24 protein-coding genes are annotated in these 25,306 nt (G+C 71.0%); 6 read left to right on the top strand and 18 right to left on the bottom strand.

Features of this window, described 5'->3' with window-relative positions:
• Positions 1 to 76: 76 nt before the first annotated feature.
• Positions 77 to 1,405: a TRAM domain-containing protein gene (locus tag ACFZCP_RS28570; RefSeq protein WP_391431982.1), complete on the bottom strand. Its 1,329-nt coding sequence runs from the start codon at positions 1,403 to 1,405 to the stop codon at positions 77 to 79.
• Positions 1,406 to 1,586: 181 nt separating this feature from the next.
• Positions 1,587 to 3,638, bottom strand: a complete 2,052-nt coding sequence (locus tag ACFZCP_RS28565) for an amino acid permease (protein WP_391431979.1) — start codon at positions 3,636 to 3,638, stop codon at positions 1,587 to 1,589.
• Positions 3,639 to 4,025: 387 nt separating this feature from the next.
• Here ACFZCP_RS28565 and ACFZCP_RS28560 point away from each other — a divergent pair, with 387 nt between their 5' ends.
• Both ACFZCP_RS28560 and ACFZCP_RS28555 read left to right on the top strand, forming a co-directional pair.
• Positions 4,026 to 4,697 (top strand): TrkA family potassium uptake protein, encoded by a 672-nt coding sequence (locus ACFZCP_RS28560; RefSeq protein WP_362687416.1) that lies wholly within the window; start codon positions 4,026 to 4,028, stop codon positions 4,695 to 4,697.
• Positions 4,697 to 5,365, top strand: coding sequence for a TrkA family potassium uptake protein (locus ACFZCP_RS28555; RefSeq protein WP_362687419.1), 669 nt, complete (start codon positions 4,697 to 4,699; stop codon positions 5,363 to 5,365). Before ACFZCP_RS28560 ends, ACFZCP_RS28555 begins: the two co-directional genes overlap by 1 nt.
• 113 nt (positions 5,366 to 5,478) lie before the next feature.
• On the opposite strand, the gene ACFZCP_RS28550 is transcribed toward ACFZCP_RS28555, so the two are convergent.
• The 9 genes from ACFZCP_RS28550 to ACFZCP_RS28510 form a co-directional block, all read right to left on the bottom strand.
• On the bottom strand, positions 5,479 to 6,234 hold the full coding sequence (locus ACFZCP_RS28550; RefSeq protein WP_391431972.1) for a DUF3159 domain-containing protein: 756 nt from the start codon (positions 6,232 to 6,234) through the stop codon (positions 5,479 to 5,481).
• A 3-nt stretch (positions 6,235 to 6,237) separates the two neighbouring features.
• Positions 6,238 to 6,636, bottom strand: a complete 399-nt coding sequence (locus tag ACFZCP_RS28545; protein WP_391431969.1) for an OB-fold nucleic acid binding domain-containing protein — start codon at positions 6,634 to 6,636, stop codon at positions 6,238 to 6,240.
• 272 nt (positions 6,637 to 6,908) lie between these two features.
• Positions 6,909 to 7,595, bottom strand: a complete 687-nt coding sequence (locus ACFZCP_RS28540; protein WP_362687428.1) for a response regulator — start codon at positions 7,593 to 7,595, stop codon at positions 6,909 to 6,911.
• Complete coding sequence (locus tag ACFZCP_RS28535) at positions 7,592 to 10,147, bottom strand: ATP-binding protein (protein ID WP_391431964.1); 2,556 nt, start codon at positions 10,145 to 10,147, stop codon at positions 7,592 to 7,594. The genes ACFZCP_RS28540 and ACFZCP_RS28535 overlap by 4 nt, the downstream gene beginning before the upstream one ends.
• Before the next feature lie 294 nt (positions 10,148 to 10,441).
• Positions 10,442 to 11,134 carry an ABC transporter ATP-binding protein gene (locus ACFZCP_RS28530; protein WP_362687434.1) on the bottom strand — a complete coding sequence of 231 codons (693 nt, stop codon included), beginning with the start codon at positions 11,132 to 11,134 and terminating at the stop codon, positions 10,442 to 10,444.
• 69 nt (positions 11,135 to 11,203) lie between these two features.
• Complete coding sequence (locus ACFZCP_RS28525; protein WP_391431959.1) at positions 11,204 to 12,385, bottom strand: alginate lyase family protein; 1,182 nt, start codon at positions 12,383 to 12,385, stop codon at positions 11,204 to 11,206.
• A 262-nt stretch (positions 12,386 to 12,647) separates the two neighbouring features.
• Entirely contained in the window at positions 12,648 to 13,409 is a 762-nt protein-coding gene (locus ACFZCP_RS28520) for a DUF3710 domain-containing protein (RefSeq protein WP_362687440.1), read from the bottom strand.
• A 1-nt stretch (position 13,410) separates the two neighbouring features.
• On the bottom strand, positions 13,411 to 13,947 hold the full coding sequence (gene dut, locus ACFZCP_RS28515; protein WP_391432159.1) for a dUTP diphosphatase: 537 nt from the start codon (positions 13,945 to 13,947) through the stop codon (positions 13,411 to 13,413).
• A gap of 181 nt (positions 13,948 to 14,128) precedes the next feature.
• Positions 14,129 to 14,713, bottom strand: coding sequence for a PaaI family thioesterase (locus ACFZCP_RS28510; RefSeq protein ID WP_362687443.1), 585 nt, complete (start codon positions 14,711 to 14,713; stop codon positions 14,129 to 14,131).
• A gap of 57 nt (positions 14,714 to 14,770) precedes the next feature.
• Here ACFZCP_RS28510 and ACFZCP_RS28505 point away from each other — a divergent pair, with 57 nt between their 5' ends.
• Positions 14,771 to 15,235, top strand: coding sequence for a DUF3093 domain-containing protein (locus ACFZCP_RS28505; RefSeq protein ID WP_362687446.1), 465 nt, complete (start codon positions 14,771 to 14,773; stop codon positions 15,233 to 15,235).
• Between the two features lie 48 nt (positions 15,236 to 15,283).
• Here the strand turns inward: ACFZCP_RS28505 and ACFZCP_RS28500 are convergent, their stop codons facing one another.
• From ACFZCP_RS28500 to ACFZCP_RS28485, 4 genes are all read right to left on the bottom strand, one after another.
• Complete coding sequence (locus tag ACFZCP_RS28500; protein WP_391431953.1) at positions 15,284 to 16,231, bottom strand: hypothetical protein; 948 nt, start codon at positions 16,229 to 16,231, stop codon at positions 15,284 to 15,286.
• Between the two features lie 13 nt (positions 16,232 to 16,244).
• Positions 16,245 to 16,541: a DUF4193 domain-containing protein gene (locus ACFZCP_RS28495; RefSeq protein ID WP_005481602.1), complete on the bottom strand. Its 297-nt coding sequence runs from the start codon at positions 16,539 to 16,541 to the stop codon at positions 16,245 to 16,247.
• A 393-nt stretch (positions 16,542 to 16,934) separates the two neighbouring features.
• Entirely contained in the window at positions 16,935 to 18,191 is a 1,257-nt protein-coding gene (locus ACFZCP_RS28490) for an ATP-binding protein (protein WP_391431950.1), read from the bottom strand.
• Between the two features lie 6 nt (positions 18,192 to 18,197).
• Positions 18,198 to 18,851, bottom strand: a complete 654-nt coding sequence (locus tag ACFZCP_RS28485) for a response regulator transcription factor (protein ID WP_003993508.1) — start codon at positions 18,849 to 18,851, stop codon at positions 18,198 to 18,200.
• A gap of 415 nt (positions 18,852 to 19,266) precedes the next feature.
• On the opposite strand from ACFZCP_RS28485, the gene ACFZCP_RS28480 reads away from it, so the two are divergent.
• Positions 19,267 to 19,440, top strand: a complete 174-nt coding sequence (locus ACFZCP_RS28480) for a hypothetical protein (protein WP_020942705.1) — start codon at positions 19,267 to 19,269, stop codon at positions 19,438 to 19,440.
• Positions 19,441 to 19,780: 340 nt separating this feature from the next.
• Here ACFZCP_RS28480 and ACFZCP_RS28475 read toward each other — a convergent pair whose 3' ends face one another.
• Entirely contained in the window at positions 19,781 to 20,596 is an 816-nt protein-coding gene (locus tag ACFZCP_RS28475; protein ID WP_391431945.1) for an inositol monophosphatase family protein, read from the bottom strand.
• 8 nt (positions 20,597 to 20,604) lie between these two features.
• On the bottom strand, positions 20,605 to 21,732 hold the full coding sequence (locus ACFZCP_RS28470) for a ferrochelatase (protein WP_362687458.1): 1,128 nt from the start codon (positions 21,730 to 21,732) through the stop codon (positions 20,605 to 20,607).
• Between the two features lie 170 nt (positions 21,733 to 21,902).
• On the opposite strand from ACFZCP_RS28470, the gene ACFZCP_RS28465 reads away from it, so the two are divergent.
• Both ACFZCP_RS28465 and ACFZCP_RS28460 read left to right on the top strand, forming a co-directional pair.
• Positions 21,903 to 23,141, top strand: a complete 1,239-nt coding sequence (locus ACFZCP_RS28465) for an MFS transporter (RefSeq protein ID WP_362687461.1) — start codon at positions 21,903 to 21,905, stop codon at positions 23,139 to 23,141.
• Entirely contained in the window at positions 23,101 to 24,429 is a 1,329-nt protein-coding gene (locus ACFZCP_RS28460) for a D-arabinono-1,4-lactone oxidase (protein WP_391431938.1), read from the top strand. The genes ACFZCP_RS28465 and ACFZCP_RS28460 overlap by 41 nt, the downstream gene beginning before the upstream one ends.
• Here ACFZCP_RS28460 and ACFZCP_RS28455 read toward each other — a convergent pair.
• Positions 24,353 to 25,099 carry a hypothetical protein gene (locus tag ACFZCP_RS28455; protein WP_391431934.1) on the bottom strand — a complete coding sequence of 249 codons (747 nt, stop codon included), beginning with the start codon at positions 25,097 to 25,099 and terminating at the stop codon, positions 24,353 to 24,355. The two genes, ACFZCP_RS28460 and ACFZCP_RS28455, sit on opposite strands and share 77 nt — an antisense overlap.
• Positions 25,100 to 25,306 lie beyond the last annotated feature (207 nt).

Here is a 25,306-nt window from a genome sequence, read left to right as displayed (position 1 = left end):
ACGAGCGTCATTTCAGCGTCAGGATATTGCCCGTAACGCCCATACCGCACATCATGCGCACGCACGAAACCGCAGGTCAGGCGCCCTTCGCGGCCGGTTCAAGGATGGCAACGCACTCCACATGATGCGTCATCGGAAACAGATCGAACGCCCGAAGCGTCCGCACCCGGTAGCCGCCCTCGCGGAAGTATCCGAGGTCCCGGGCCAGCGCGGCGGGGTCGCAGGCCACGTAGGCGATGCGGCGGGCGCCGAGGGAGGAGAGGTGTTCGACCGTCCTGCGGCCCGCGCCCGCGCGCGGCGGGTCGAGGACGATGAGGTCGGCCTCGGTGATGCCGGTGCGCGGGAGGACCGACTCGACCTTGCCCTGTTCGATGCGGACCCTCGGGAAGTCGGCCAGGTTGTGCCGCGCGTCCTCCACTGCCCGCTTGCCGGACTCGATGCCGAGGACCGCGCCCTTCTCGCCGAGCCGGTCGGCGAGGGCGCCGGCGAACAGGCCGACGCCGCAGTAGAGGTCTAGAGCCATCTCGCCCTTGCGCGGCAGCAGGCCCTGCATGACGGCCTTGACCAGGGTGTCCGCGGCCTTCGGGTGGACCTGCCAGAAGCCGCCGCTGCCGACGCGGTAGGTGTGGTCGTCTGCGCGCTCGCGGACGAACGCGCGGCCGTGGACGCGGTGGATGCCGCCGTCCTTCTCGTCGACGCGCATCACGGAGACGGGCCTGTCGAGCTCGACGAGCGGCAGCCGGGCACCGGGCCGCGGCTCCAGGATCACCATGCGGTCCTGGGATCCCGTCGCGGCGATCGCCTCGACGGAGGCCATGCCGGCCCAGTCGCGGTCCTCGATGCCGAGTTCGCTGACACCGGGGGCGGCGATCATGCAGTGGTCGATCGGTTCGACCTCGTGCGAGCGGTGGCGGCGCAGACCGGCGTTGCCGTCGGCGTCCACCGCGTACTGCACGCGCGTCCGCCACTGCGGCACCTCGCCCGCCGGCACCTTGTCGCCCTCGGCCGGCATGACCGTGCCGTCCCAGCCCGCCTCCTCGGGCGTGAGCCCCGCGAGCCGCTGGAGCTGTTCGGCGATCACCTCGCCCTTCAGCCGGCGCTGGGCGCCCGGCTTGGCGTGCTGCCAGTCGCAGCCGCCGCAGCGGCCGGGGCCGGCGAAGGGGCAGGGGGCCTCGACGCGGTCCTTGGAGGCTTCGAGGATCTGGACGGCGTCCGCGCGCAGGAAGCGGGCGCCCTCCTCGCCCTCGGTCACCCGGGCCACCACCCGCTCGCCGGGCAGCGTGTGCCGGACGAACAGCACCTGCCCCTCGGAGGTACGGGCGATGCAGTGGCCGCCGTGGGCGACGGGGCCGATCTCGACCTCGTACTCCTCGCCCACCAGAGACTTGATCGGTTCTGCCTGCATGGTGGGGTGACTCCAGATCGGGAAGAAAGACGCGGGAAAGGAAGCGGCCGCAGACCGGCGGGCCCGACAACAGCCCACCAGTCTACGGCCTCCTCGGGCCGCCCCGGTCCGAGGGCGCTCCCGCGCACCTCGGCCCCGAGGCCACTGCGGCACGCCTCGGCTCCATACGCCGAGGCCCGTCTCAGTCCTGGGCCGCCGTCGGCTCCTTCGGACGCTCGCCCGCCGGACCGCGCCGGACCGCGCCCGGCGCGCTCCACTCCTGCCGCTTGCGGGCCCGCAGCTTGGCCGCCTCGGAGGAGGCCAGCTGGTAGGGCACGGAGGTCACCATGACCCCGGGCGTGAACAGGAGGCGGCCCTTGAGGCGCAGGGCGCTCTGGTTGTGCAGCAGGTGCTCGTACCAGTGGCCGACCACGTACTCGGGGATGATCACCGAGACCGCGTCGCGCGGCGACTCCTTGCGCAGGCTCTTGACGTACTCGATCACCGGGCGGGTGATCTCGCGGAACGGCGAGTCGAGGACCTTCAGCGGTACGTCGATGCCGCGCCGCTCCCACTCCTCGCGCAGCGCCTTGGTCTCCGCCGCGTCCACGTTGACCGTGACCGCCTCCAGGCCGTCCGAGCGCATCAGCTTGGCGTAGGCCAGGGCTCGCAGGGTGGGACGGTGGATCTTGGAGATGAGGACGACCGAGTGGACGCGGGAGGGGCGCACGCTGTCGTCGGACGGGCCCTCGGGGGCCGCGATCTCCTCGGCGACGCGGTCGTAGTGCTTCCGGATCGCGGTCATCGTCGCGTAGAAGATGCACATGCCCAGCAGGGCGACCCAGGCGCCGTGCGTGAACTTGGTGACCAGGACGACGACCAGCACCAGGCCGGTGAAGAACGCACCGAAGGCGTTGATCGCGCGGGAGCGGACCATGTGGCGGCGCTTGGCCGGGTCCCTCTCCGCCGCCAGGTGACGGTTCCAGTGCCGGACCATGCCGGTCTGGCTGAGCGTGAAGGACACGAACACGCCGACGATGTACAGCTGGATCAGGCGGGTGGAGTCGGCGCCGTAGATGACGGTCAGCAGCATCGCCGCGCCCGCGAGCAGCACGATGCCGTTGGAGAAGGCGAGGCGGTCGCCGCGGGTGTGCAGCTGGCGCGGGAGGTAGCGGTCCTGGGCGAGGATCGAGCCGAGCAGCGGGAAGCCGTTGTACGCCGTGTTCGCCGCGAGGAAGAGGACCAGGGCGGTGGCGGCGGCGAGCACGACGAACAGGAAGCTGCCCTTGCCGAACACCGCCTCGGCGACCTGCGAGATCACCGGGTTCTGGACGTAGTGGGAGCCCAGCGGGACGCCGTTGTGGATCAGGTCGGTGGCCGGGTTCTCGGCCATGCGGACCTTGGTCGACATGGCGAGGACGATGATGCCGCAGAACATGGTGACGGCAAGCCCGCCCATCAGCGCGAGCGTGGTCGCCGCGTTCTTCGACTTGGGTTTGCGGAAGGCCGGGACGCCGTTGGAGATCGCCTCGACGCCGGTCAGCGCGGCACAGCCCGAGGAGAAGGCGCGCAGCAGCAGGAAGACCAGGGCGAAGCCCGCCAGGCCCTGGTGCTCGGCCTTGATGTGGTAGTCGGCCGTCGGGGCGTGCATGGTGTCGCCGAGGACCATGCCCCGGAAGGCACCCCACGCGATCATGATGAAGACGCCGCCGACGAACACGTACGTCGGGATCGCGAAGAGCTTGCCGGACTCCTTGACGCCCCGCAGGTTCATCAGCGTCAGCAGGACGATCACGGCGACCGCGCACAGCACCTTGTGCTGGACCACGAAGGGGACCGCGGAGCCGAGGTTCTCGATGCCGGAGGCGATGGAGACGGCGACGGTCAGGACGTAGTCGACGAGCAGGGCGCTGGCCACGGTGAGGCCGGCCTTGGGGCCGAGGTTGGTGGTGGCCACCTCGTAGTCGCCACCGCCGCTCGGGTAGGCGTGGACGTTCTGTCGGTAGGAGGCGACGACTGTGAACATCAGCACGACCACCGCGACGGCGATCCATGGGCTGAAGTGGTACGCCGACACACCCGCGACGGAGAGGACCAGCAGAACCTCCCCCGGCGCGTAGGCGACGGAGGACAGCGGGTCGGAGGCGAAGACGGGGAGTGCGATGCGCTTCGGCAGGAGCGTTTCGCCCAGCCGGTCACTGCGCAGAGCGCGCCCGATCAGAATCCGTTTGGGCACGTCGGTCAGTTTGGACACGACAGAGGATCGTAGGCCTTCGCACGGCGAGCCGCCCACCCGGTGTCTGAGATCTGCCTCACGAGTGAAATCGCAGGCGCCCGGAACTGCGGATTCCGCGGTCCGTGCGCGCTCCGTGTCTAGATGGCAAACCCTGCCTGTTACGGCCCTTCGGAGGTTCCATGCCCGCGACCGCAGAGCTGATCGGGGCGACGGCCGCCCTCCTCGGCCTCGGAATCCTGACCCTGTGCAGCGTGCGCAGCATCACGCGCCGACGGGGTCCGGCTCCGGTGATCCCGGAAACACCGGCACAAGGGTGCCCACCCCGAAGCGCACGTGTGTAGCTTTGGGCGTCGGTCTGAGACCCTGATGCTGAGCAGCAACTTTTTGGACACCGGAAGGACGGTCGTGCACATCGTCATCATGGGCTGCGGAAGAGTGGGTTCCGCTCTCGCCCAGACCCTGGAGCAACAGGGGCACACGGTCGCCGTGATCGACCAGGACCCCACCGCCTTCCGCCGGCTGGGCCCGGGGTTCGGGGGTCGCCGGGTCACCGGAGTCGGCTTCGACCAGGACACCCTGCGCGAGGCGGGCATCGAGGAGGCCGGCGCCTTCGCCGCCGTCTCCAGCGGTGACAACTCCAACATCATCTCCGCCCGCGTGGCCCGCGAGATGTTCGGTGTGGAGAACGTGGCCGCCCGCATCTACGACCCCCGCCGGGCCGAGGTCTACCAGCGCCTGGGCATCCCCACCGTGGCCACCGTGCGCTGGACGGCCGACCAGATGCTGCGCCGTCTGCTGCCCTCGGGCGCCGAGCCGCTGTGGCGTGACCCCACCGGTGGCGTCCAGCTCGCCGAGGTGCACGCCTCCCCGAAGTGGGTCGGGCACAAGATCAGCAAGCTGCAGGAAGAGACGGGCGTGCGCGTGGCGTTCCTGACCCGCCTCGGCGAGGCGATCCTGCCGACCTCGCAGACGGTGCTGCAGGAGGGCGACCTCGTGCACGTGATGATGCGGGCGGACGACGTCGACAAGGTCGAGGCCGCGTTCGCCGACGGCCCGGAAGAGGAGGGCGGTCACTGATGAGGGTCGCCATTGCCGGAGCCGGCGCCGTCGGCCGCTCGATCGCGGGCGAGCTGCTGGAGAACGGCCACGAGGTCCTGCTCATCGACAAGGCCCCGACCGCCATCTCGGTGGAGCGGGTGCCGCAGGCGGAGTGGCTGCTGGCCGACGCCTGTGAGATCACGTCCCTGGACGAGGCGGCTCTCCAGCGCTGCAACGTGGTCATCGCCGCGACGGGCGACGACAAGGTCAACCTGGTCGTGTCGCTGCTGGCGAAGACGGAGTACGGCGTGCCGCGCGTCGTCGCCCGCGTGAACAACCCCAAGAACGAGTGGCTGTTCAACGAGTCCTGGGGCGTCGACGTGGCCGTCTCCACACCGCGTCTGATGTCCGCCCTGGTCGAGGAGGCGGTGAGCGTCGGTGACCTGGTGCGTCTGCTGCGCTTCAGCCACGGCGACGCCAACCTCGTGGAGCTGACCCTGCCCGAGGAGTCGGCCCTGGCCGGCACCCAGGTCGGCGCGGTGGACTGGCCCGAGGACACCTCGCTGGTCACGATCATCCGCGGCACGCGCGTCCTGACCCCTTCCAAGGAGGACTCCCTGGAGGCGGGCGACGAACTCCTCTTCGTGGCCGCACAGGCCCGCGAGGAGCAGCTGGAGGAACTGCTGTCGGTGCGGCGCGAGAGCTGAGCCGACGAGAAAGGGCGCCCTGGGAACAGGGCGCCCTTTCACTTTTGAACGTACCGAGTCGGATGGTGGGTGGGCAAAGGCCCGGGCGTCTGGGGGCCGAGTCCCCAGGACGGCTACCCCTCCCGACGGTGCCTGCCTCCCGCTGCCTCCGCAGCCGCCGTCTTCCTCTCCTCGGCCGCCTTCTCCTCCGCCTCCATCTCCGCGAACACGTCGATCGGGGCGGGCGCCTTCGCCAGGAAGACCCAGGTAAGCCACACCGCCAGCAGGAACGGCGGGATCTTCAGGGTGACCAGCACCCAGCCCAGCTGGGCGGTGTTGGCCCACCAGTACAGCGGGAAGAGGATCGCGCACTTGGCGAGCAGAATCAGGCCCCAGGCCCAACTGGCCTTCGCATAGGCCTTCTTGCGGCCGGGGTTGCGGGTGCGCCAGGAGAGGTTCTCCTTGAAGACCGGGCCGAGGATCAGGCCGATCAGGGGCACGCCGGCCAGGGTCGTGATGATGTAGGCCAGCGCCAGACCCAGCGTGTAGAGCATGCCGGGGAGGTAGAAGTCCTTCGCGTTGCCCGTGAACATCGCGAACACGACGCCGAAGGCCACGCCGAACACACCGCTGAAGGCGTGCTTGACGGTGTCCTTGCGCACCAGCCGGACGACGACCAGCACCAGGGACACGGCCAGCGCGGCGATCGCCGAGATGTGCAGGTCCTTGTTGATCGTGAAGATCGCGACGAAGAGGAGACCGGGCAGAACCGTCTCGACCATGCCGCGGACACCGCCGAACGCCTCGAACAACGCGGCCTCGGTCACCGCCCGGGCGTCGTCGGTCTGAGCCTGTCCGGCGTCTTGGGTCGGCTTGTCGAGGGACGTCACCGGCTACTCCCGTCCAAGGGGTCGCAGTTCGTATTTCGGGTTGAACAGCACTCGGCGGCCCCGGCTCATCGAGATCCGGCCCGATGCGATGAGCCTGCGCCCCGGTTCTATGCCGACGATGGAGCGCCTGCCGAGCCACACCACGTCCAGCGCGGCGGAACCGTCGAACAGCTCCGCCTCCAGGGCGGGAACTCCGGCGCGCGGTCGCAGGGTGACCGTGCGCAAGGTACCAGTTACGGTGACGATCTGGCGGTCCACACAGTCACCGATCCGGGTGCAGCCCGTCGTCTCGGCGTCTTCCCGCAGCTCCTCGGACTCCAGGTCCTCCGGGGACGAGGAGAGCCGGTCGAGCATCCGCCGGAACCGGCCGGCCGGCTTTCCGGAACGAGGAACAGCAGTCATACATGAAGCGTACCGGGGCACGCCGACAGCGCCGTAGCGGAGCTCACTTCCCGCCCCGCGCCGCCCCTGCCGCCCGCCTCCCGGGCAGGTCCCCGCTCCGGCCCGGTGGTCCCCAGCCCGCCCGGGCCCGGTGGTCCCCAGCCCGCCCGGGCCCGGTGGTCCCCGGCCGCCCGGCCCTGCGGTCCCCCGCCCGCCCGGCCCTGTGAGTCGCCCCCGCCTCGCGGTCTCCCCCACCCGGGGGACGGCGCCCGGCCCCGCGGCCGCCCCGGCCCTCACCTCTCGAACCGGTACCCCATCCCCGGCTCGGTGATGAAGTGCTTCGGGTGCGACGGGTCCGTCTCCAGCTTCCTGCGCAGCTGGGCCATGTACACGCGCAGGTAGTTGGTCTCCGTGCCGTACGAGGGCCCCCACACCTCCTGCAGCAGCTGCTTCTGGCTGACCAGGCGGCCCGTGTTGCGGACCAGCACCTCCAGCAGGTGCCACTCGGTCGGGGTGAGGCGCACGTCCTTGCCGGAGCGGTTGACCTTCTTCGCGGCCAGGTCGACGGTGAAGCCCTCGGTCTCCACGGTCGTCACGTCGTCCTCGCCCGCCCCGACCGGCTCGGCCCGGCGCACGGCGGCCCGCAGCCGGGCCAGCAGCTCGTCCATGCCGAAGGGCTTGGTGACGTAGTCGTCGGCGCCGGCGTCCAGCGCCTCGACCTTCTCGTCCGAGGAGTGGCGGGCGGACAGCACCAGGATCGGCACCCGGGTCCAGCCGCGCAGTCCCTTGATCACCTCGACGCCGTCCATGTCGGGCAGGCCCAGGTCGAGGACGACCGCGTCGGGATGGCGGGAGGCGGCGAGTTCGAGGGCAGTCCTGCCGTCGGGGGCCGCGTCGACCTCGTACTTGCGCGCCTTGAGGTTGATCACGAGGGCGCGCACGATCTGCGGCTCGTCATCGACCACGAGCACCCGGGTCATAGGGCCTGCCTCTCTGGTTCTGTGCCGGACTCCCCGACGGGGACCGGCTCGGGACGTGATCCTGCCGCGCGGAGGCAGAGCACCATGGTGAGCCCGCCGCCCGGCGTGTCCTCCGCGTTCAGGGTGCCGCCCATGGCCTCGGCGAAGCCGCGGGCGACCGCGAGGCCGAGGCCGACCCCGGCGCCGCGCGGGGCGTCACCGTAGCGCTGGAAGGGCTCGAAGATGCGGTCCTTCGCATCGTCCGGCACCCCCGGGCCGCGGTCCACGATGCGCACCTCGACCCGGTCCACCAGGGCGCTGGCGGCCACCAGGACACGCTGCCCGGGCGGGCTGTACTTGACGGCGTTCTCCACCAGGTTGGCCACGGACCGCTCCAGCAGCCCGGGGTCGACCGCGACCATGGGCAGGGTCTCGGGGACGTCCAGCTCGACGCTGTCCTCGGGTACGCCGACCAGGGCCATCGGGACCACCTCGTCCACGTCGATCTCGCGGATGATCGGGGTGACCGTGCCGGTCTGCAGGCGGGACATGTCGAGCAGGTTGCCGACGAGGTGGTCGAGCCGGTCGGCGCCCTCCTCGATGCCCTTCAGCAGCTCCGCCTGGTCCTCCTCGGACCAGGCCACGTCGTCGGAGCGCAGCGAGGAGACGGCGGCCTTGATCCCGGCCAGCGGGGTGCGCAGGTCGTGGCTGACCGCGGCGAGCAGGGCGGTGCGGATGCGGTTGCCCTCGGCGAGCGTGCGGGCCCGGTCGGCCTCCTCCTGCAGCCGCCTGCGGTCCAGGACGACGGCGGCCTGGGCGGCGAAGGCGGCCAGCACCCGGCGGTCCTCGGCGGGCAGCACCCGGCCGGTCAGCGCGAGCGCCATGTGGTCGCCGACCGGCATGTCGACGTCGGCGTCCTCGGGCCGTTCCAGGGACGGTCCGAACCCGGCGCGGCCCGCGCAGGTCCACGGCTCGACGTCGCCCGCCCGCTCCAGCAGGGCCGCCGACTCCATGCCGAAGGTCTCACGGACCCGTTCCAGCAGCTCTTCCAGGCCGGTCTCGCCGCGCAGCACGTTCCCGGCGAGGAAGGAGAGTATTTCCGACTCGGCGCGCAGCCGGGCCGCCTGGTGGGTGCGGCGGGCGGCCAGATCCACCACCGAGGCGACCGACACGGCGACGCCGACGAAGATCGCGATGGCCACGATGTTCTTCGGGTCGGCGATGGTCAGCCGGTGCAGGGGCGGGGTGTAGAAGTAGTTCAGCAGCAGGGAGCCGAAGGCCGCCGAGGCCAGGGCGGGCAGCAGGCCGCCGAGCAGGGCCGCCGCGACCGTGACCGCCAGGAACAGCAGCATGTCGTTGGCGAGGCCGAGGTCGATGGTGTTCAGCAGCACGGCGAGGATCACCGGGCCGGCCAGTCCGACCACCCAGCCCCAGATGATCCGGGCCCGGCCGAGGCGGGCGCCCCGGGCGACGGGCAGCCCCCGGCCCTTGGCGACCTCGCCGTGGGTGACGATGTGGACGTCGAGGTCGGGTCCGGACTCCCGGGCGACCGTGGCGCCGACACCGGGGCCGAAGACGTACTGCCAGGCCTTGCGGCGCGAGGAGCCGAGCACGATCTGGGTGGCGTTGACGCCGCGCGCGAAGTCGAGCAGCGCGGCCGGTATGTCGTCGCCGACGACGTGGTGGAAGGTGCCGCCGAGGTCCTCCACGAGGGTGCGCTGGACGGCCAGTTCCTTCGGGGAGGCCGCGGTCAGCCCGTCGCTGCGGGAGATGTAGACGGCCATGACCTCGCCGCCGGCGCCCTTCTCGGCGAGCCGGGCGGCCCGTCGTATCAGGGTGCGGCCCTCGGGGCCGCCGGTCAGGCCGACGACGATCCGCTCGCGCGAGCCCCAGATCGCGGAGACCCGGTGTTCGCTGCGGTACTCGGTCAGGTACTCGTCGACCCGGTCGGCGACCCACAGCAGCGCCAGCTCGCGCAGGGCGGTGAGGTTGCCGGGCCGGAAGTAGTTGGACAGCGCCGCGTCGACCTTGTCGGACTTGTAGACGTTGCCGTGCGCCATCCGGCGGCGCAGCGCCTCCGGCGACATGTCCACCAGCTCGATCTGGTCAGCACGCCGTACGACCTCGTCCGGCACCGTCTCCCGCTGCCGCACCCCGGTGATCGACTCGACCACGTCGCCGAGCGACTCCAGGTGCTGGATGTTGACGGTGGAGACGACATCGATGCCGGCGGCCAGCAGCTCCTCGACGTCCTGCCAGCGCTTGGCGTTGCGGGAGCCGGGGATGTTGGTGTGGGCGAGTTCGTCCACGAGGGCGACGGCGGGGGCGCGACGCAGCACCGCATCGACGTCCATCTCGCCGAAGGTGGCGTCCCGGTACTCCAGCTGCTTGCGCGGCACCTGCTCCAGGCCGTGCAGCATCACCTCGGTACGCGGCCGTCCGTGGTGCTCCACGAAGGCCACCACGCAGTCGGTGCCCCGCTCGGTCCGGCGGTGCGCCTCGGAGAGCATCGCGTAGGTCTTGCCCACACCGGGGGCAGCACCGAGGTAGATCCGAAGCTTGCCGCGTGCCATGGCCCCATTGTCTTCCCTATGACTACTGCGTACGCAGCGTCGACCTTACGGCCAACGGTGTGGACAAAAGCGACGAGGGCCCGGTCAACGGGGGTCTTTGACGCAACTCTGACGTGGCTGGAGGCGCTCCGCAGGGGCGGACATTATCGGCGTGGGCGGTATCGGCGGCGGCGGACGGCCTCGGCGAAGGGTTCTCGGGGGAATGGGGTTTCGGCCGGGAGGGGCTATCGGCGAAGAGAGGGGCTCGGCGCGGGGACCGGTCCCGGCGGGGGGCTCGGCGCGGGCCGGACGGTGTCAGTCCCGCACGATCTCGCCGTCGCGCAGCTCCAGCACCCGGTCGGCCAGGTCGAGCAGGGTGGTGTCGTGCGTGGCGACCAGGGCGGTGGCCTGCTCACTGTGGACGACGGCCCGCAGCAGCTCCATGACGGCGTGGCCGGTCTCGGCGTCCAGCTGGCCGGTCGGCTCGTCGGCGATGAGCAGCGCGGGGCGGTTGGCCAGCGCACGGGCGATGGCGACCCGCTGCTGCTGGCCGCCGGACAGTTCGCCCGGCCGCTGGGCCGCGTGGTCGGCGAGCCCGACCAGGGACAGCAGCAGTTCCACGCGTTCCTCGCGCTCGCGCGCATCGGCCCGGCGCAGCCGCAGCGGTACGCCGACGTTCTCGGCGGCGGTGAGGATCGGGATGAGCCCGAAGGACTGGAAGACGAATCCGACCCGGTCCCGGCGCAGCTCCAGCAGCCCGCTCTCGCCCAGCGCGGCCAGGTCCTGCCCGTCGACCTCGACCCGGCCCCGGTCGGGGGTGTCGAGCCCGCCGACGATGTTCAGGAGGGTGGTCTTGCCCGAGCCCGAGCGTCCCTTGAGGGCGACGAGTTCGCCGCGCGGGACCTCGAAGGAGACACCGCGCAGAGCGTGGACGGCGGCGGCACCGCCCCCGTAGGACCTGTGGACGTCCTCGACCCGCACCATGGTCCCGGCGAGCACCTGACTCATCGCGCCTCCCCCGTGTCCCCCGTGGGCCGGGCGCCAGTATCGCCGCGGGGCACCCGGCCGTTCAACGGTTCAGGCGGGGTTGTCACCGTGGGTGAGCGTCTCCCAGGCGACGAAGAGGTTGTTGCTGCCCGCCGGGCGGTTGGCGAGGGTCAGTGCCTGGGTGTTGGTCATGGCGATGCCGAGCCGGTTGTGCAGGGCGTTGTAGCCGACCTCGGTGACCGGGCCGAGCCCGAGCTTGAGGGAGCCGCCGCACAGCCAGCCGGGGACGGCCGCGCCGAGCTGGTACCTGGACTGGAAGCCGAGCGCCTGCCGCAGCCGCTCGCCGACGTCGGTGCCGTAGAGGTCCTGGCCCTGGATCCGGCTGGTCTCGGCGACGTGCGAGATCGCGGAGATGCCGTACCCGGTGTGCACGAAGTCCCGGCAGGTCTCCTGGGTGAGCCCGGTGACGAAGGTGGACTGCCCCTGCCAGTAGGAGACGATCTTGTCGCGGGTGTTCAGGTTCTGGCTGGGCACGGTCTTCGGCAGGTCGCCGTCGGAGGCCAGGTAGACGTAGGCGGCCACGCGGGCGCGGAACCTGGTCATCGCGGTGTCGTAGGACGCCTTGTCGTCCAGGAAGACGGAGATGCCGACAGCGGCCTCCATCATCGTCAGCTCCCAGTTGCCGTTGGAATTGGAGCCCTTGAGGACGACCGGCAGATAGACGTTGCGCAGCATGGTCGCGAAGCGGCCGGCGCCGGCCCAGTTCCCCGTGTACGTGTACTTGATGATCTCGGCGGCCTTGGGCCAGGAGGAGCCCGCCCAGCCGGTCTGCAGGGGTGCGTTGCTGTTGGTGTGGCTGGTGATGGTGGCCGACCAGGCGTCCATGATCTGGATGGCCTTCTGGGCGTAGCGCGCGTCGCGGGTGACGTACCAGGCGAGGGCGTCGGTGTAGGCGGCGATCGCGTCCTCGCGCTCGTCGGTGCAGCCGAGGTTGGGGTCGGAGTAGGGGCCGCACTCCACGGTGGCCCGGGGCCTGGGCGTGCGGTTCAGGTCCGCGTACGGGCTCGCCGTCATCCGGTCGTACGCGCCCTTCCAGGGCTGGGCGCCGGCCAGCACCTTGCTGCGGGCGAGGTCCAGCTGGGGCTGGGAGACCGCGACACCGGGGTGGACGAAGGCGGCCGGGGCCGCGGGGGCGGCTGCGGAATGGGCGGGGGCGGCGAGGACCGTGAGGACGAGGGCGGCGACCGTGGCCAGGAGGCCGGTTCGGCGCATAGCGGCTCCGTTCTTGTACGTGAACGATGAGCGCCTTTGTGAACACAGGCGTTGGCCGGAGACCGTAGGTACAGACCAATCGCCCGTCAAGAGGTCGCGCATGCGAAAGGGCCGCACCCCGTGAAGGGGGTACGGCCCTCGAACTGCTCTACGGAACTACCCTGCGAAGCTGCCCCGCTGCACTGCACACTGCACTACCAAGTCGCCCCGCCGCACTGTTCGGCGGAACTGCCCCGCCGAACCGCTGCGCCGAGCGGCGTACTCAGCGGACCTCGGTGATCTCCGGTCCGCGCTGCAGCTGGCCCATGCCGCCGGAGAAGCGCGAGCCCTCCTCCTGCTGGACACCTTCGGGCATCATCTGGGCGTCGTCGGGCAGCTTCAGGACGATCGGGTCGCGAGGCGCCATCGGGCCCTCACCGCGGACCACGACCGTGTCCCGGAAGATCTGCTCCAGCAGACCGGCCGCCTGCGGCTGCACGGCCCCCTGCCCGGAGATCACACCGCGCAGGAACCAGCGCGGACCGTCCACACCGACGAACCGCACGACCTGGAAGCCGCCGGTGCCGTCCGGCAGCTGCACCGGCACCTGGGCACGCAGCTCCCAGCCCAGCGGGCCCTCGACCTCGTCGACGATGCCGCCCTGCTGGGTGATGCCGCCCGCGATCTCCTCGCGGACCTCGCCCCAGATGCCCTCGCGCTTGGGCGCGGCGAAGGCCTGCAGCTGAACGGCGCTGTCGCGCAGCACCACGGTCGCCGCGACGATCGCGTCACCGGCGACCTCGACCCGCAGCTCCATGCCGTCGACGCCCGGCACGAAAAGACCGCCGAGGTCGACACGCCCCTCGGCCGGGTCGTGCACCTCCGTGCTGTCCCACGGCCCGTCGGGCCGGGGCCCGGGCTCCAGCCGGACGCGCTCGCGCTCGGCCTCTTCCTTGTCCGCCTCGGTGTCGACGCTGTCGACGACCTGCTCGGCCTCGCCGGCCGCGTCCTCGGCGGCACCCTTCTTGTTGCGACGTCCGAACACGTCACTGTCCTTCCCGGTCGGATACGACCGAAGCGTATCGATTCCCACCCGCCCCGCCGCCCATGGCGGCCGGACCGTCTGAGCCGCTTTCGCCGCCCACCGCGGCATGACCGCCGGTGGACCCGAAGCCCCCCTCGGCCCGTGCCGAGCCGGGAAGTTCCGCGACCTCCTGGAAGCGGACCCTCTCGACCTGCTGGACGACCAGTTGGGCAATCCGGTCGAAGCGCTCGAACCGCACAGCCTCGCGCGGGTCGAGATTCACCACGATCACCTTGATCTCCCCACGGTACCCGGCATCAACCGTCCCTGGGGCATTCACGAGTGCGACACCGCAGCGGGCGGCCAGGCCCGAACGCGGGTGCACGAAGGCCGCGTACCCCTCCGGGAGCGCGATCGACACACCCGTGGGCAGCACCGCCCGCTCACCGGGCTTCAGCTCGCACGCCTCGGTGGTGCGCAGATCGGCACCGGCGTCCCCCGGGTGCTCGTACGCCGGAAGCGGTACGCCGGGGTCGACACGGCGGATCAGCACGTTCAGGGGATCCCGGCGCGCGGGGGCCGGGAGGTGCTCGGGGCGCACGAGGTCGTCGGTGTCCACGGGGCTGTCGGTACTCAGGAAGTTGTCGGTACTCACGAGGTGCTCACGGAGTTGTCGGTGCTCACGGGGTCGTTGTGGGGACGCACGAGGTCGTCGGCGGAGCTCGGCGGGCCGCCGGACGTCACGGGTTCACCTCGAAGGCGCGGGTGCGGCGGATCTGGTCCGGGTCGCTCATCGCGGCCTGGATCTCCTCCTTGCGGCCGTGGTCGATGAAGTGGTCGACCTTCACCTCGATGAACAGGGCGTCGGCGCGGACGGCGACGGGGCCCCCGGGGCCGCCTATGCGCCCGGTGGCGGTGGAGTAGATCTTCCGTCCGGCGACGGCCGTGACCTCGGCCTCCAGGTACAGCGTGGTGCCCACCGGGACCGGACGCGCGAAGTCGGTCTCCAGCCGCCCGGTGACGGCGATGGTCCGCAGCAGCCAGTTCAGCGAGCCCAGGGTCTCGTCGAGGGCGGTGGCCAGCACTCCGCCGTGCGCGAGGCCCGGGGCGCCCTGGTGGGCGGGCTGCACGGTGAACTCGGCGGTCAGCGAGACACCCTCGCCGGCGCGGGCCTCCAGGTGCAGGCCGTGCGACTGCTCGCCGCCACAACCGAAACACTGTTCGTAGTGGGCACCGAGAAGCTCGCCGGGCGCGGGAGCGTCGGGGTGCCGCACCGGTGTCACGGCATCGGCGGGAGGCTTGAGAGCTGCGGAACTACCAGTCACAGCCGCAGACCTTACCCGCGCGTCGGCCGATTCCCGATACCGTGCCAAGCTTGCTCCATGCAGCTCTCCGCCACCCCCTACGAAGAACGCCTCACCGCCCCCCGCTCGTGGTGGCTGATCAGCTTCCTCGTGGGCGTCTCGTTCGCCCTGATCCTGCTCCCCTTCGGCACGCTGCCGCTGCTCGGCGGCCTGGTGGGCGGTACGGCGGCGGCCGCGGTGGTCGCGAGCGCCTACGGCTCCCTGCGCATCCGTGTGGTGGGCGACTCGCTGATCGCCGGCGAGGCGAAGATCCCGGTGTCGGCGCTCGGCACGTCCGAGATCATGGACGCCGAGGAGGCCCGGGCCTGGCGCACGTACAAGGCCGACACCCGCGCCTTCCTCCTGCTGCGCTCCTACATCCCCACGGCCCTGCGCGTCGAGGTCACCGACCCGGAGGACCCGACGCCGTACCTGTACCTGTCGACCCGCGAGCCGGAACTCCTGGCGGCGGCCATCGAGGCGGCCAAGGGCCCGCAGGCGTAGAACGCTCCGCCCGGGGTGCAGGACGCTCCGCCCGGGGCGTCGGTGGACTCAGTCCCACCGCTCCTCGGGAAGCTCGTCCGTGATCAGCTCCCCGGAGAGCTCGTCCATCGTCAGCGCGTCCGCAGGCTTCTCCAGGAGCGGCAGCTCGGGCAGCGCGTCCCACGGCACCTGCACCTTCCGCAGGTCCGTCCGGATCCGCGCGGCGAGTCTCTTGGTGTCACGGCGGTTCATGACCGCTCCCACCGCCGCGCCCACCATGAACGGCATGAGGTTGGGCAGGTCCCGGACCATCCGCTTCATGATCTGCTGACGCAGCTCGCGTTTCATCCGGCCCCCGAGGGCCGTGTCGATGGTCGACGGTTTCATGACGTTGATCCCGCGCTCCCCCGACCAGGAGGACAGATACGCGGTACTGCGGGCCGCGAGATTCCCCGGCGGCCGCAGGCCGTACACCTCGTGCAGCTCGGCGATGAGCTTCAGCTCGATCGCGGCCACCCCGGTGATCTCCGCGGCCAGCTCCGTCGGCATGGCCGGCGGCACCGGCAGCATCGCCGCGGCACCGATACCGGCCCCGACCGTCGAGGTCGCGCCGGCCGCGCCCGCCACGAGCTTGTCGGCGAGCTGTTCGGGCCCCAGGCCCGGGAACTGCCTGCGCAGCGTCGCGAGGTCGCGTACGGGGATACGCGGGGCGATCTCGATGATCCGGTCCGCGAGGTAGCCCAGCCCCGCCCGAGCGCGGCTGCCGCCCTTACGGGCGCCTTCCCGGGCCAGATGCCGGGCCTTGTCACGGATCACCGCAGCCCGTCGCACTGCGACGGGCGCGGTCCGCCGCGCCGACGTCCACAGGCCACCTGGGCCGGACGCCGACTCGAGCGAGGCTCCCACACCGGATGAGCCCCGCTCGTCGTCACGCACGCCGTGCGGGCCGCTGGACGGCCCTTTGTCCGCTCCCGGCAAAGAGAAGCGGCGCTTCCGCGGAGGGGTCGAGCCAGTCACGGCCGACCCGTCCTCAGTCGCAGTCGCGGCAGATCGGCTGGCCGTTCTTCTCCCTGGCCAGCTGGCTGCGGTGGTGGACAAGGAAGCAGCTCATGCAGGTGAACTCGTCCTGCTGCTTCGGCAGGACACGGACGGCCAGCTCCTCGTTCGAGAGGTCGGCGCCCGGGAGTTCGAGGCCTTCGGCGGCTTCGAACTCGTCGACGTCGACCGCGGAGGTGGACTTGTCGTTCCTGCGGGCCTTCAGTTCTTCAAGGCTGTCCGAGTCGACGTCGTCGTCGGTCTTGCGTGGAGTGTCGTAATCGGTTGCCATGTCGCTCTCCCCCTCTGGGTGTCTGCGGTGTCTCCAGCGCACGTAACGCGTGAGAGGCCGGACTTGTGCCCGACCTGAGGCGGAGATTTTGCCTCACATCAAGGTCTGTTACTCAATCGACACCCAACCCGACTCCTCAAGAGTGATCGGCTTGGATGGCGGTGAGGACCGTACACGGTTCCAATGCCGCACCTCAAAGGCGCCTCACCGTGTACTTCCCGTGATCAAGAGCCCTGAAAACCCGGATTTTCCCGGCTTTACGACTCCTGTCATGATCACGGATAGTGCATGGCCGGAAATCGGCCCATGTGATCGATCGCACAGGGACAACCACTCGGGGCGGCCGGAAAATTCCGCGCAAAGCGAACATCCACTGTGCGTGTCGGATCCTTCTCACAGCGGCATGGTGACGCGCATCACCAGGCCACCACCCTCGCGGGGCTGCGCCGCGATGTGGCCGCCGTGCGCGCGGGCCACGGACCGGACGATGGACAGGCCGAGTCCCACGCCCTTGTCGCTCCCCGTGCGCTCCGTACGGAGCCGTCTGAAGGGCTCGAAGAGGTTGTCGATCTCGTACGCCGGTACCACCGGCCCGGTGTTCGCCACGGTCAACACCGCCTGCCCGTGCTCCACCTCGGTGGTGACCTCGACCCAGCCGGCCTCGGCCACGTTGTAGCGCACCGCATTCTGCACCAGATTCAGCGCGATCCGCTCCAGCAGCACACCGTTGCCCTGCACCACGGCGGGCTTGCGCTCGCCCCGGATCTCCACACCCTTGGCCTCCGCCTCGCCGTGCACCTGGTCGATGGCCTGCCCGGCCACCTCGGCCAGGTCGACCGGTTTGCGCTCGACGATCTGGTTGTCGCTGCGGGCGAGCAGCAGCAGGCCCTCCACGAGCTGCTCGCTGCGCTCGTTGGTGGCCAGCAGCGTCTTGCCCAGCTGTTGCAGCTCCACCGGCGCGTTCGGGTCGGACAGGTGCACTTCCAGGAGCGTGCGGTTGATCGCGAGCGGTGTGCGCAGCTCGTGGGAGGCGTTGCCGACGAACCGCTGCTGGGCCGTGAAGGCGCGCTGCAGCCGCTCCAGCATGTCGTCGAAGGTGTCCGCCAGCTCCTTCAGCTCGTCGTCCGGTCCGTCCAGCTCGATGCGGCGGGACAGGTCGGAACCGGCCACCTGGCGGGCGGTGCGGGTGATCCGGCCGAGCGGGGACAGCACGCGGCCCGCCATCGCGTAGCCGAACGCGAAGGCGATCACGGCGAGACCCAGCAGGGCCAGCAGGGAGCGGCTGAGCAGATCGTCCAACGCCGTCTGGCGCTGCTGGTCCACGCAGTGGGAGATCACGTCGTTGAAGTCCGACAGCTGCAGCGAACTGGAGTTGACGCCCGCGATCGCGGGGCAGTTGTCGCTGGTGACCCGGATGTTCGTGCCGCTGACGATCTTGAACAGCGGCTGGTTGCCGGTGCTGATCGCCTGTGCGGCCAGGAGATAGATGATCGACAGCAGCAGGATGCCGGCGATCAGGAACATGCCGCCGTACAGCAGCGTGAGCCGTATCCGGATGGTCGGGCGCAGCCATGGGAAGGGCGGCTGCGGCCTGCGGGGGTCCCAGGTGGGTTTCGGGGGCGCCTGGGGCGGCGCCGGTGTCGTGGCCATGGCGGATCAGATCCGGTAGCCGGAGCCGGGGACGGTGACGATGACGGGCGGCTCGCCCAGCTTGCGGCGCAGTGTCATCACGGTCACGCGCACCACGTTGGTGAACGGGTCGGTGTTCTCGTCCCAGGCCTTCTCCAGGAGCTGCTCGGCCGAGACGACCGCGCCCTCGCTGCGCATCAGCACCTCCAGGACCGCGAACTCCTTGGGCGCGAGCTGGACCTCCTTGCCGTCGCGGAAGACCTCGCGGCGGTTGGGGTCAAGCTTGATGCCGGCGCGCTCCAGGACCGGTGGCAGGGGCACGCTCGTACGGCGTCCGAGTGCGCGCACGCGCGCGATCAGCTCACTGAACGCGAACGGCTTGGGCAGGTAGTCGTCGGCGCCGATCTCCAGGCCCTCGACCCGGTCGCTGACGTCGCCCGACGCGGTGAGCATGAGCACGCGCGTGGGCATGCCCAGCTCCACGATCTTGCGGCAGACGTCGTCGCCGTGCACGAGCGGGAGGTCGCGGTCGAGCACGACCACGTCGTAGTCGTTGACGCCGATGCGCTCCAGGGCGGCCGCACCGTCGTACACGACGTCGACGGCCATGGCCTCCCGGCGCAGTCCGGTGGCCACCGCATCGGCGAGCAGCTGCTCGTCCTCGACGACGAGTACGCGCACGTCGCTTGTCCTTCCTGTGTCCACCCGCGTAGCGCGCTGTGAGCGCCTGCGGGCAGGGGTGTCCGTGGGATGGTGAGCCCCATCCTGCCCTTTTCGGCCATAAGTCGGCTGTAAGGCGGGGGCCGGACCGCAGGGATCCGGGCGTCGGCCCGGGAATGCGAGATTTTCTCTTCCGGTTAGGTTTCCGTGGAAGGGAGCGGGGGGAGGACGGCTTTACACCCCGCGATCACGCTCTGCATGTGCCGCAACACCATGCGGTACTTCGCCCTCCGCTTTCGCAGAACGGGCGTGGGTGTCCGGCACCGTCGCCGCCCGGCAGGGCTGCGCTGGGCACCTGCGAGAGACGTGATCGCCCCTCCCAGATTGGGCACACCCCCGTGCCACCGACCCACGACCCAGGACGAGGGGGCGCAGCATGGACGCATTCACCGCAGGACTTCTGCAGCGCATAAAGGCGACCGAGTCCGACCTGACGCGGGCTCGTGACGAGGGCGACGACTTCCTCGTCGAGGTGGAGCAGGCCGAACTCGACGACCTGCGCCGCCTCGCCGCCGAACACGGTGTGGAGGTCGGCGCGTCACGCGTCTGATCCGACCGGCCCTGAGCGCACATGGCAGGACCCCCGGCGAATCCAGCGCCGGGGGTCCTGTCGTCTCCCGTGGCCGGGGCCCGGCCCTGCCGGCCTCTGCTTCCGGCCTTCCCAGGGCCTTCCCAAGACCTTCCCGTGGCCCCTTCTCCGGCTCTTCTCCGGCTCTTCTCCGGCTCTTCTCCGCCTGTTCTGCGGTCCCTCCCCGCCTCAGCGCTTCCGCGACGCTGCGGGGCTGCGGGGCTGCGGGCTGCGGGCTGCGGGCTGCGGGCTGCGGGCTGCGGGCTGCGGCGACCATCCGCCGCGGCCGGGTCCGCAGGCGCCCACGGCGGAGCGCATCCGGTCAGTCGTGCCAGGCCCCGAAATCCTCCAGCAACTGCTGGAGGGGCTCGAAGACCCCGGGGGTGGCCGCGACGGTCAGATCGCGCGACGGCCGCTCACCGGGCCGTCCGCCGGTCAGGGCGCCCGCCTCCCGGGCGATCAGGTCGCCCGCCCCGAAGTCCCAGGCGTTCAGCCCGCGCTCGTAGTACCCGTCCAGCCGGCCGCAGGCCACGTCGCACAGGTCGACCGCGGCGGAGCCGCTGCGCCGGATGTCACGCAGCAGCGGGACGAGCCTTGCGGCCACCTCGGCCTGGTGGGCACGGACCTCAGAGACGTAGTTGAAGCCGGTGGAGACCAGGGCCTGGTCCAGCGGGGGCGCGGGGCGGCAGGACAGCGCGCGCTCGCCCTCCCAGGCACCTGTGGCCCAGGCACCGGCGCCGCGGACCGCGTGGTACGTCTCGCCGCGCATCGGGGCTCCGACGACCCCGACGACGGTCTCGCCGTCCTGCTCGGCCGCGATGGACACGGCCCAGGTCGGCAGCCCGTACAGGTAGTTGACGGTGCCGTCGAGCGGGTCGATCACCCAGCGGATGCCGCTGGTGCCCTCGGTGTCGGCGCCCTCCTCGCCGAGGAAGCCGTCCTCGGGGCGCACGCCGGAGATCAGATCGGTGATCAGCTTCTCCGCCGCGATGTCCATCTCGGTGACGACGTCGATCGGGCTCGACTTGGTCCTGGCCACCGCCAGGTCGGCCGGGCGGCCGTCCCGCAGCAGCTCGCCGGCGCGGCGGGCGGCCTCCTGGGCCAGGTCGAGCAGTTCCCTGTGCAGGGGGTCGGTCACGGGTCTCCTCACGCGTAGGGGCTGTCGGCGCCCGCGGCGGCCGGGCGGGGGGCACGGGCCGGGCAGCAGCCGACCGGGCAGAGGTTGTGGCTCGCGCCGAGCGCGCCCAGGGCGCACGGTGCGACCTCCTGGCCGCGCTCCACGGCGGCCCGCTCCAGGATCAGCTCGCGGATCGCCGCCGCGAAGCGCGGATCGGCGCCGACGGTGGCCGAGCGGCGCACCGGCAGACCCAGCTCCCCGGCCTTGGCGGTGGCCTCCGTGTCGAGGTCGTAGAGGACCTCCATGTGGTCGGAGACGAAGCCGATGGGCGCCATGACGACGGCGGGGACCTGGGCGCCGTGCAGCTTCTCCAGGTGGTCGCAGATGTCCGGCTCCAGCCAGGGAATGTGCGGGGCGCCGGAGCGGGACTGGTAGACGAGCCGCCACGGGTGGTCGATGCCGGTGCGCTCGCGGACGGCGTCGGCGATCAGCTGGGCCACGTCCAGATGCTGCTCGACATAGGCACCGCCTTCTCCGTGGACCTCGACGGGGCCGGAGGTGTCGGCGGCGGCGTCCGGGATCGAGTGCGTGGTGAAGGCGATGTGGGCGCCGTCGCGGACGTCCTCGGGCAGGTCGGCGAGGGAGCGCAGCACCCCGTCGATCATGGGCTCGACGAACCCGGGGTGGTTGAAGTAGTGCCGCAGCTTGTCGACCTTCGGCAGCTCGACGCCCTCCGCCCGGAGGGTGGCCAGCGCGTCGGCGAGGTTCTCGCGGTACTGGCGGCAGCCCGAGTAGGAGGCGTAGGCGCTGGTGGCGAGGACCAGGATGCGACGACGGCCCTCGGCGGCCATCTCGCGCAGGGTGTCCGTGAGGTACGGAGCCCAGTTGCGGTTGCCCCAGTGGATCGGCAGGTCCAGGCCGTGCTCGGCGAAGTCCTTGCGCAGGGCGTCCAGCAGGGCGCGGTTCTGGTCGTTGATGGGACTGACCCCGCCGAACCGGAAGTAGTGCTGCCCGACTTCCTTGAGTCGTTCCTTGGGGATGCCGCGCCCGCGCGTGACGTTCTCCAGGAACGGGACCACGTCGTCCGGGCCTTCGGGGCCGCCGAAGGAGAGCAGGAGCAGGGCGTCGTACGGGGTGGCATCGAGCGCGTCAGGCATGACTCGATCCTGCCACCCGGCAGGGACAGCCGGGCAACGGCTGGGTGAAGAGTCGAGTTCCAGGGGGTTTAGTCCGGTATTTCCTGCCGTGAATCCCAGTGCAATTAGGGTTACCTAACTCGTAAGCTGTATCGGCAGCCTTCGCGCCTTACGACCGCCCCGGAGACCACGTGCCCAGCCCCTACCGCGCCCTGTTCGCCGAACCCGGCACCAAGAGCTTCTCGGCCGCGGGATTCCTCGGCCGGATGCCGCTGTCGATGATGGGCATCGGCGTGGTCACGATGGTCTCGCAGCTCACCGGGCGCTACGGCCTCGCGGGCGCGCTGTCCGCCACCATCGCGCTGTCCGCCGCCGCGATCGGACCGCAGATATCCCGGCTGGTGGACCGGCACGGCCAGCGCCGGGTGCTGCGCCCCGCCACCCTCGCGGCGCTCGTGGCCGCCTGCGGGCTGCTGCTCGCCGCGCATCTGCGGTGGCCGGACTGGGTGCTGTTCGTCTGCGCGGCCGGCATCGGCTCGGTGCCGAGCCTGGGCGCGATGATCCGGGCCCGCTGGGCGGCCCTGTACCGGGGCACGCCGAAGCTCCACACCGCCTACTCGTTCGAGTCGGTGGTCGATGAGGTCTGCTTCATCTTCGGGCCGATCATCTCCATCGGCCTGTCCACGGTCTGGTTCCCGGAGGCGGGCCCGCTGCTGGCCGCCTGCTTCCTGGCCGCCGGTGTCCTCTGGCTGACCGCCCAGCGCGCCACCGAACCGGAGCCGCACCCGCGCGAGCGGCACGGCGGCGGCAGCGCCCTGCGCTCGGCCGGGCTCCAGGTGCTGGTGGGGACCTTCGCGGCCACGGGGGCGATCTTCGGTTCGGTCGACGTGGTCACCGTGGCCTTCGCCGACGAGCGCGGCCACAAGGGCGCCGCGAGCGTGGTGCTGGCGCTGTACGCCGCGGGATCCTGCGCCGCGGGCGTGGTCTTCGGACTGCTGCGGTTCACGGGGGCACCGGAACGTCGCTGGCTACTGGGCGTGGGAGCGATGGCCGTGAGTATGATCCCCCTCCTACTGGTCGGAAACTTGCCGCTTCTGGCCGTGGCGCTGTTCGTTGCGGGGCTGTCCATCGCACCGACGATGATCACGACGATGTCCCTCATCGAAGAGCACGTACCTCGCGCGAAACTCACCGAGGGCATGACCTGGGTGAGCACCGGCCTGGCGGTCGGGGTCGCGCTCGGCTCGTCCGTGGCCGGCTGGGTGATCGACGCAGCCGGGGCGCGCGCCGGGTACGGGGTTCCGGCCGTGTCCGGGGCCGTCGCGGTCGCGGTCGGTTTCCTCGGGTACCGCCGGCTGCGCAGGCCGGCCGCGGGTCGGGGAGGCACCGTTGAGCACCACAGCGAGCGCGAAGAACGGCACCTGGCGTAACTGGGGCGGCAATGTCGCCGCCCGCCCCGCGCGGCAGGTCACGCCGGCGTCGGTGGAGGAACTGGCCGCCGCGGTGCGCCGGGCCGCCGAGGACGGGCTGAAGGTGAAGGCGGTCGGGACCGGGCACTCCTTCACCTCGATCGCCGCCACCGACGGTGTGCTGATCCGCCCTCAGCTGCTGGCCGGGATCCGCAGCATCGACCGGAGCGCCATGACCGTCACGGTCGAGGCGGGCACCCCGCTCAAGAGGGTCAATGCGGCCCTGGCGCGCGAGGGCCTGTCGCTCACCAACATGGGTGACATCATGGAGCAGACCGTCTCCGGGGCCACGAGCACGGGGACGCACGGCACCGGCCGCGAGTCGGCCTCCATCGCCGCCCAGATCGAGGCACTCGAACTCGTGGCGGCGGACGGCTCGGTGCTCACCTGCTCGCGGAAGGGGACCGAAGAGGAACGCGCGGTCTTCGCGGCCGCCCGGATCGGCCTCGGCGCCCTGGGCATCGTCACCGCGATCACCTTCGCCGTCGAGCCGCTCTTCCTGCTCACCGCGCGCGAGGAACCGATGCCCTTCGAGCAGGTGCTGGACGAGTTCGATCAACTGTGGGCCGAGAACGAGCACTTCGAGTTCTACTGGTTCCCGCACACTGGAAACACCAACACCAAGCGCAACAACCGCAGCGCCGGGCCCGAGCGGCCGGTGGGGCAGCTGGCGGGCTGGTTCGAGGACGAGTTCCTCTCCAACGGTGTCTTCCAGGTGGCCCAGTGGGTCGGCCGCGCCGCGCCCGCGACCGTTCCGGCGATCGCCCGGCTCTCCAGCAGGGCCCTGTCCGCGCGGACGTACACCGACATCCCTTACAAGGTCTTCACCTCGCCGCGCCGCGTGCGCTTCGTGGAGATGGAGTACGCCGTCCCGCGCGCGGCCCTGGCAGAGACGCTGCGTGAGCTCAAGGCCATGGTCGAGCGCTCCGGCATGCGCGTCAGCTTCCCGGTCGAGGTGCGCACCGCCCCGGCCGACGACATCACCCTGTCCACCGCCTCGGGACGGGACAGCGCGTACATCGCCGTCCACATGTTCCGCGGCACGCCCTACCAGGCCTACTTCACCGCGGCCGAGCGCATCTTCACCGCGCACGAGGGCCGGCCGCACTGGGGCAAGGTGCACACCCGGGACGCGGAGTACCTCGCCGAGGTGTATCCGCGCTTCGGCGAGTTCACGGCGCTGCGGGACCGTCTTGACCCGGAACGGCTGTTCCAGAACGACTACTTGCGGAGGGTTCTGGGGGCGTAGGCGTCGCGGTGGACTCGCTGGGTGTCGGGGTCGCGGTGGCCGGGCGGCCGCTCGGCTCCCCGCTCGGCGAGTGGCCGGGCTCGGGCGTCGCGCCGCCGGTCGCACCACCGTCGTGGGCACCCGCCGACGGTGTCTGCGGGGACGACGCGGGAGACGAGGGAGACGGAACCTGTGAAGGGGTCTTGTCCTCGTCGGCCCCGGAGGCGGACGGGCCCCGGCCGCCGACGGCGTCGCTGACCGTCGTGCCCGTACCGCCGCTGAAGCTGCTGCCGTTCACCAGCTCGTACGTGGTGATGCCGGCCATGGTGACGCCGAAGACGAGGGCGGCAGCGAGGACGGGGCGCTTCCAGCTCCGCACCCGCGCGCGGTAGACGGTCCCCTCCGTGAACTTCCCCGGGGCGGCAGGAACTTGGCCCTGCGCATCCTGGCCCTGCGGCCGGGAGGTGACCGTGACGTCCCGGATCTGCTCCCCGGTCCGTTTGAAGAAGTGCTGGAAGACGGAGCCGCCGCAGGTGGCGACGACACTGACGAGCCCGGCACCGAGGATCGTGCCGTACACCCCGAAGTACGAAGCCATTTTGGCCGCCACGACCGCCGCCAGGGCACTGCCCGCGACCTGAGGGACGCTCAGCTCGATCCGCTTCCTACCCGGATCGGGTGTTTCACGCATACCCGGACCTTGCCTGCCTTTCCCGTGCCTGAGTGACCGAACGACCGGATCGGTCGACTGCACAAGAAAGGGACGTGCGAACGAAACCATTAGTTCCGTTTCTGGGGATTACGTGAAGTTCACCACGTTCGCGATCACCGAAACCCGTTGACGTACGGCGGAGTTGCACGCCTTGCCAGAAGTTGGGCGGCGCGCCGATCCACGCAC

Origin of the sequence: Streptomyces sp. NPDC007971, assembly GCF_042958635.1 — a bacterium.
Classification (GTDB): Bacteria; Actinomycetota; Actinomycetes; order Streptomycetales; family Streptomycetaceae; genus Streptomyces.
Note: the sequence above shows the minus strand (reverse complement) of the source record. Positions and strands in the feature narration are given on the sequence as shown.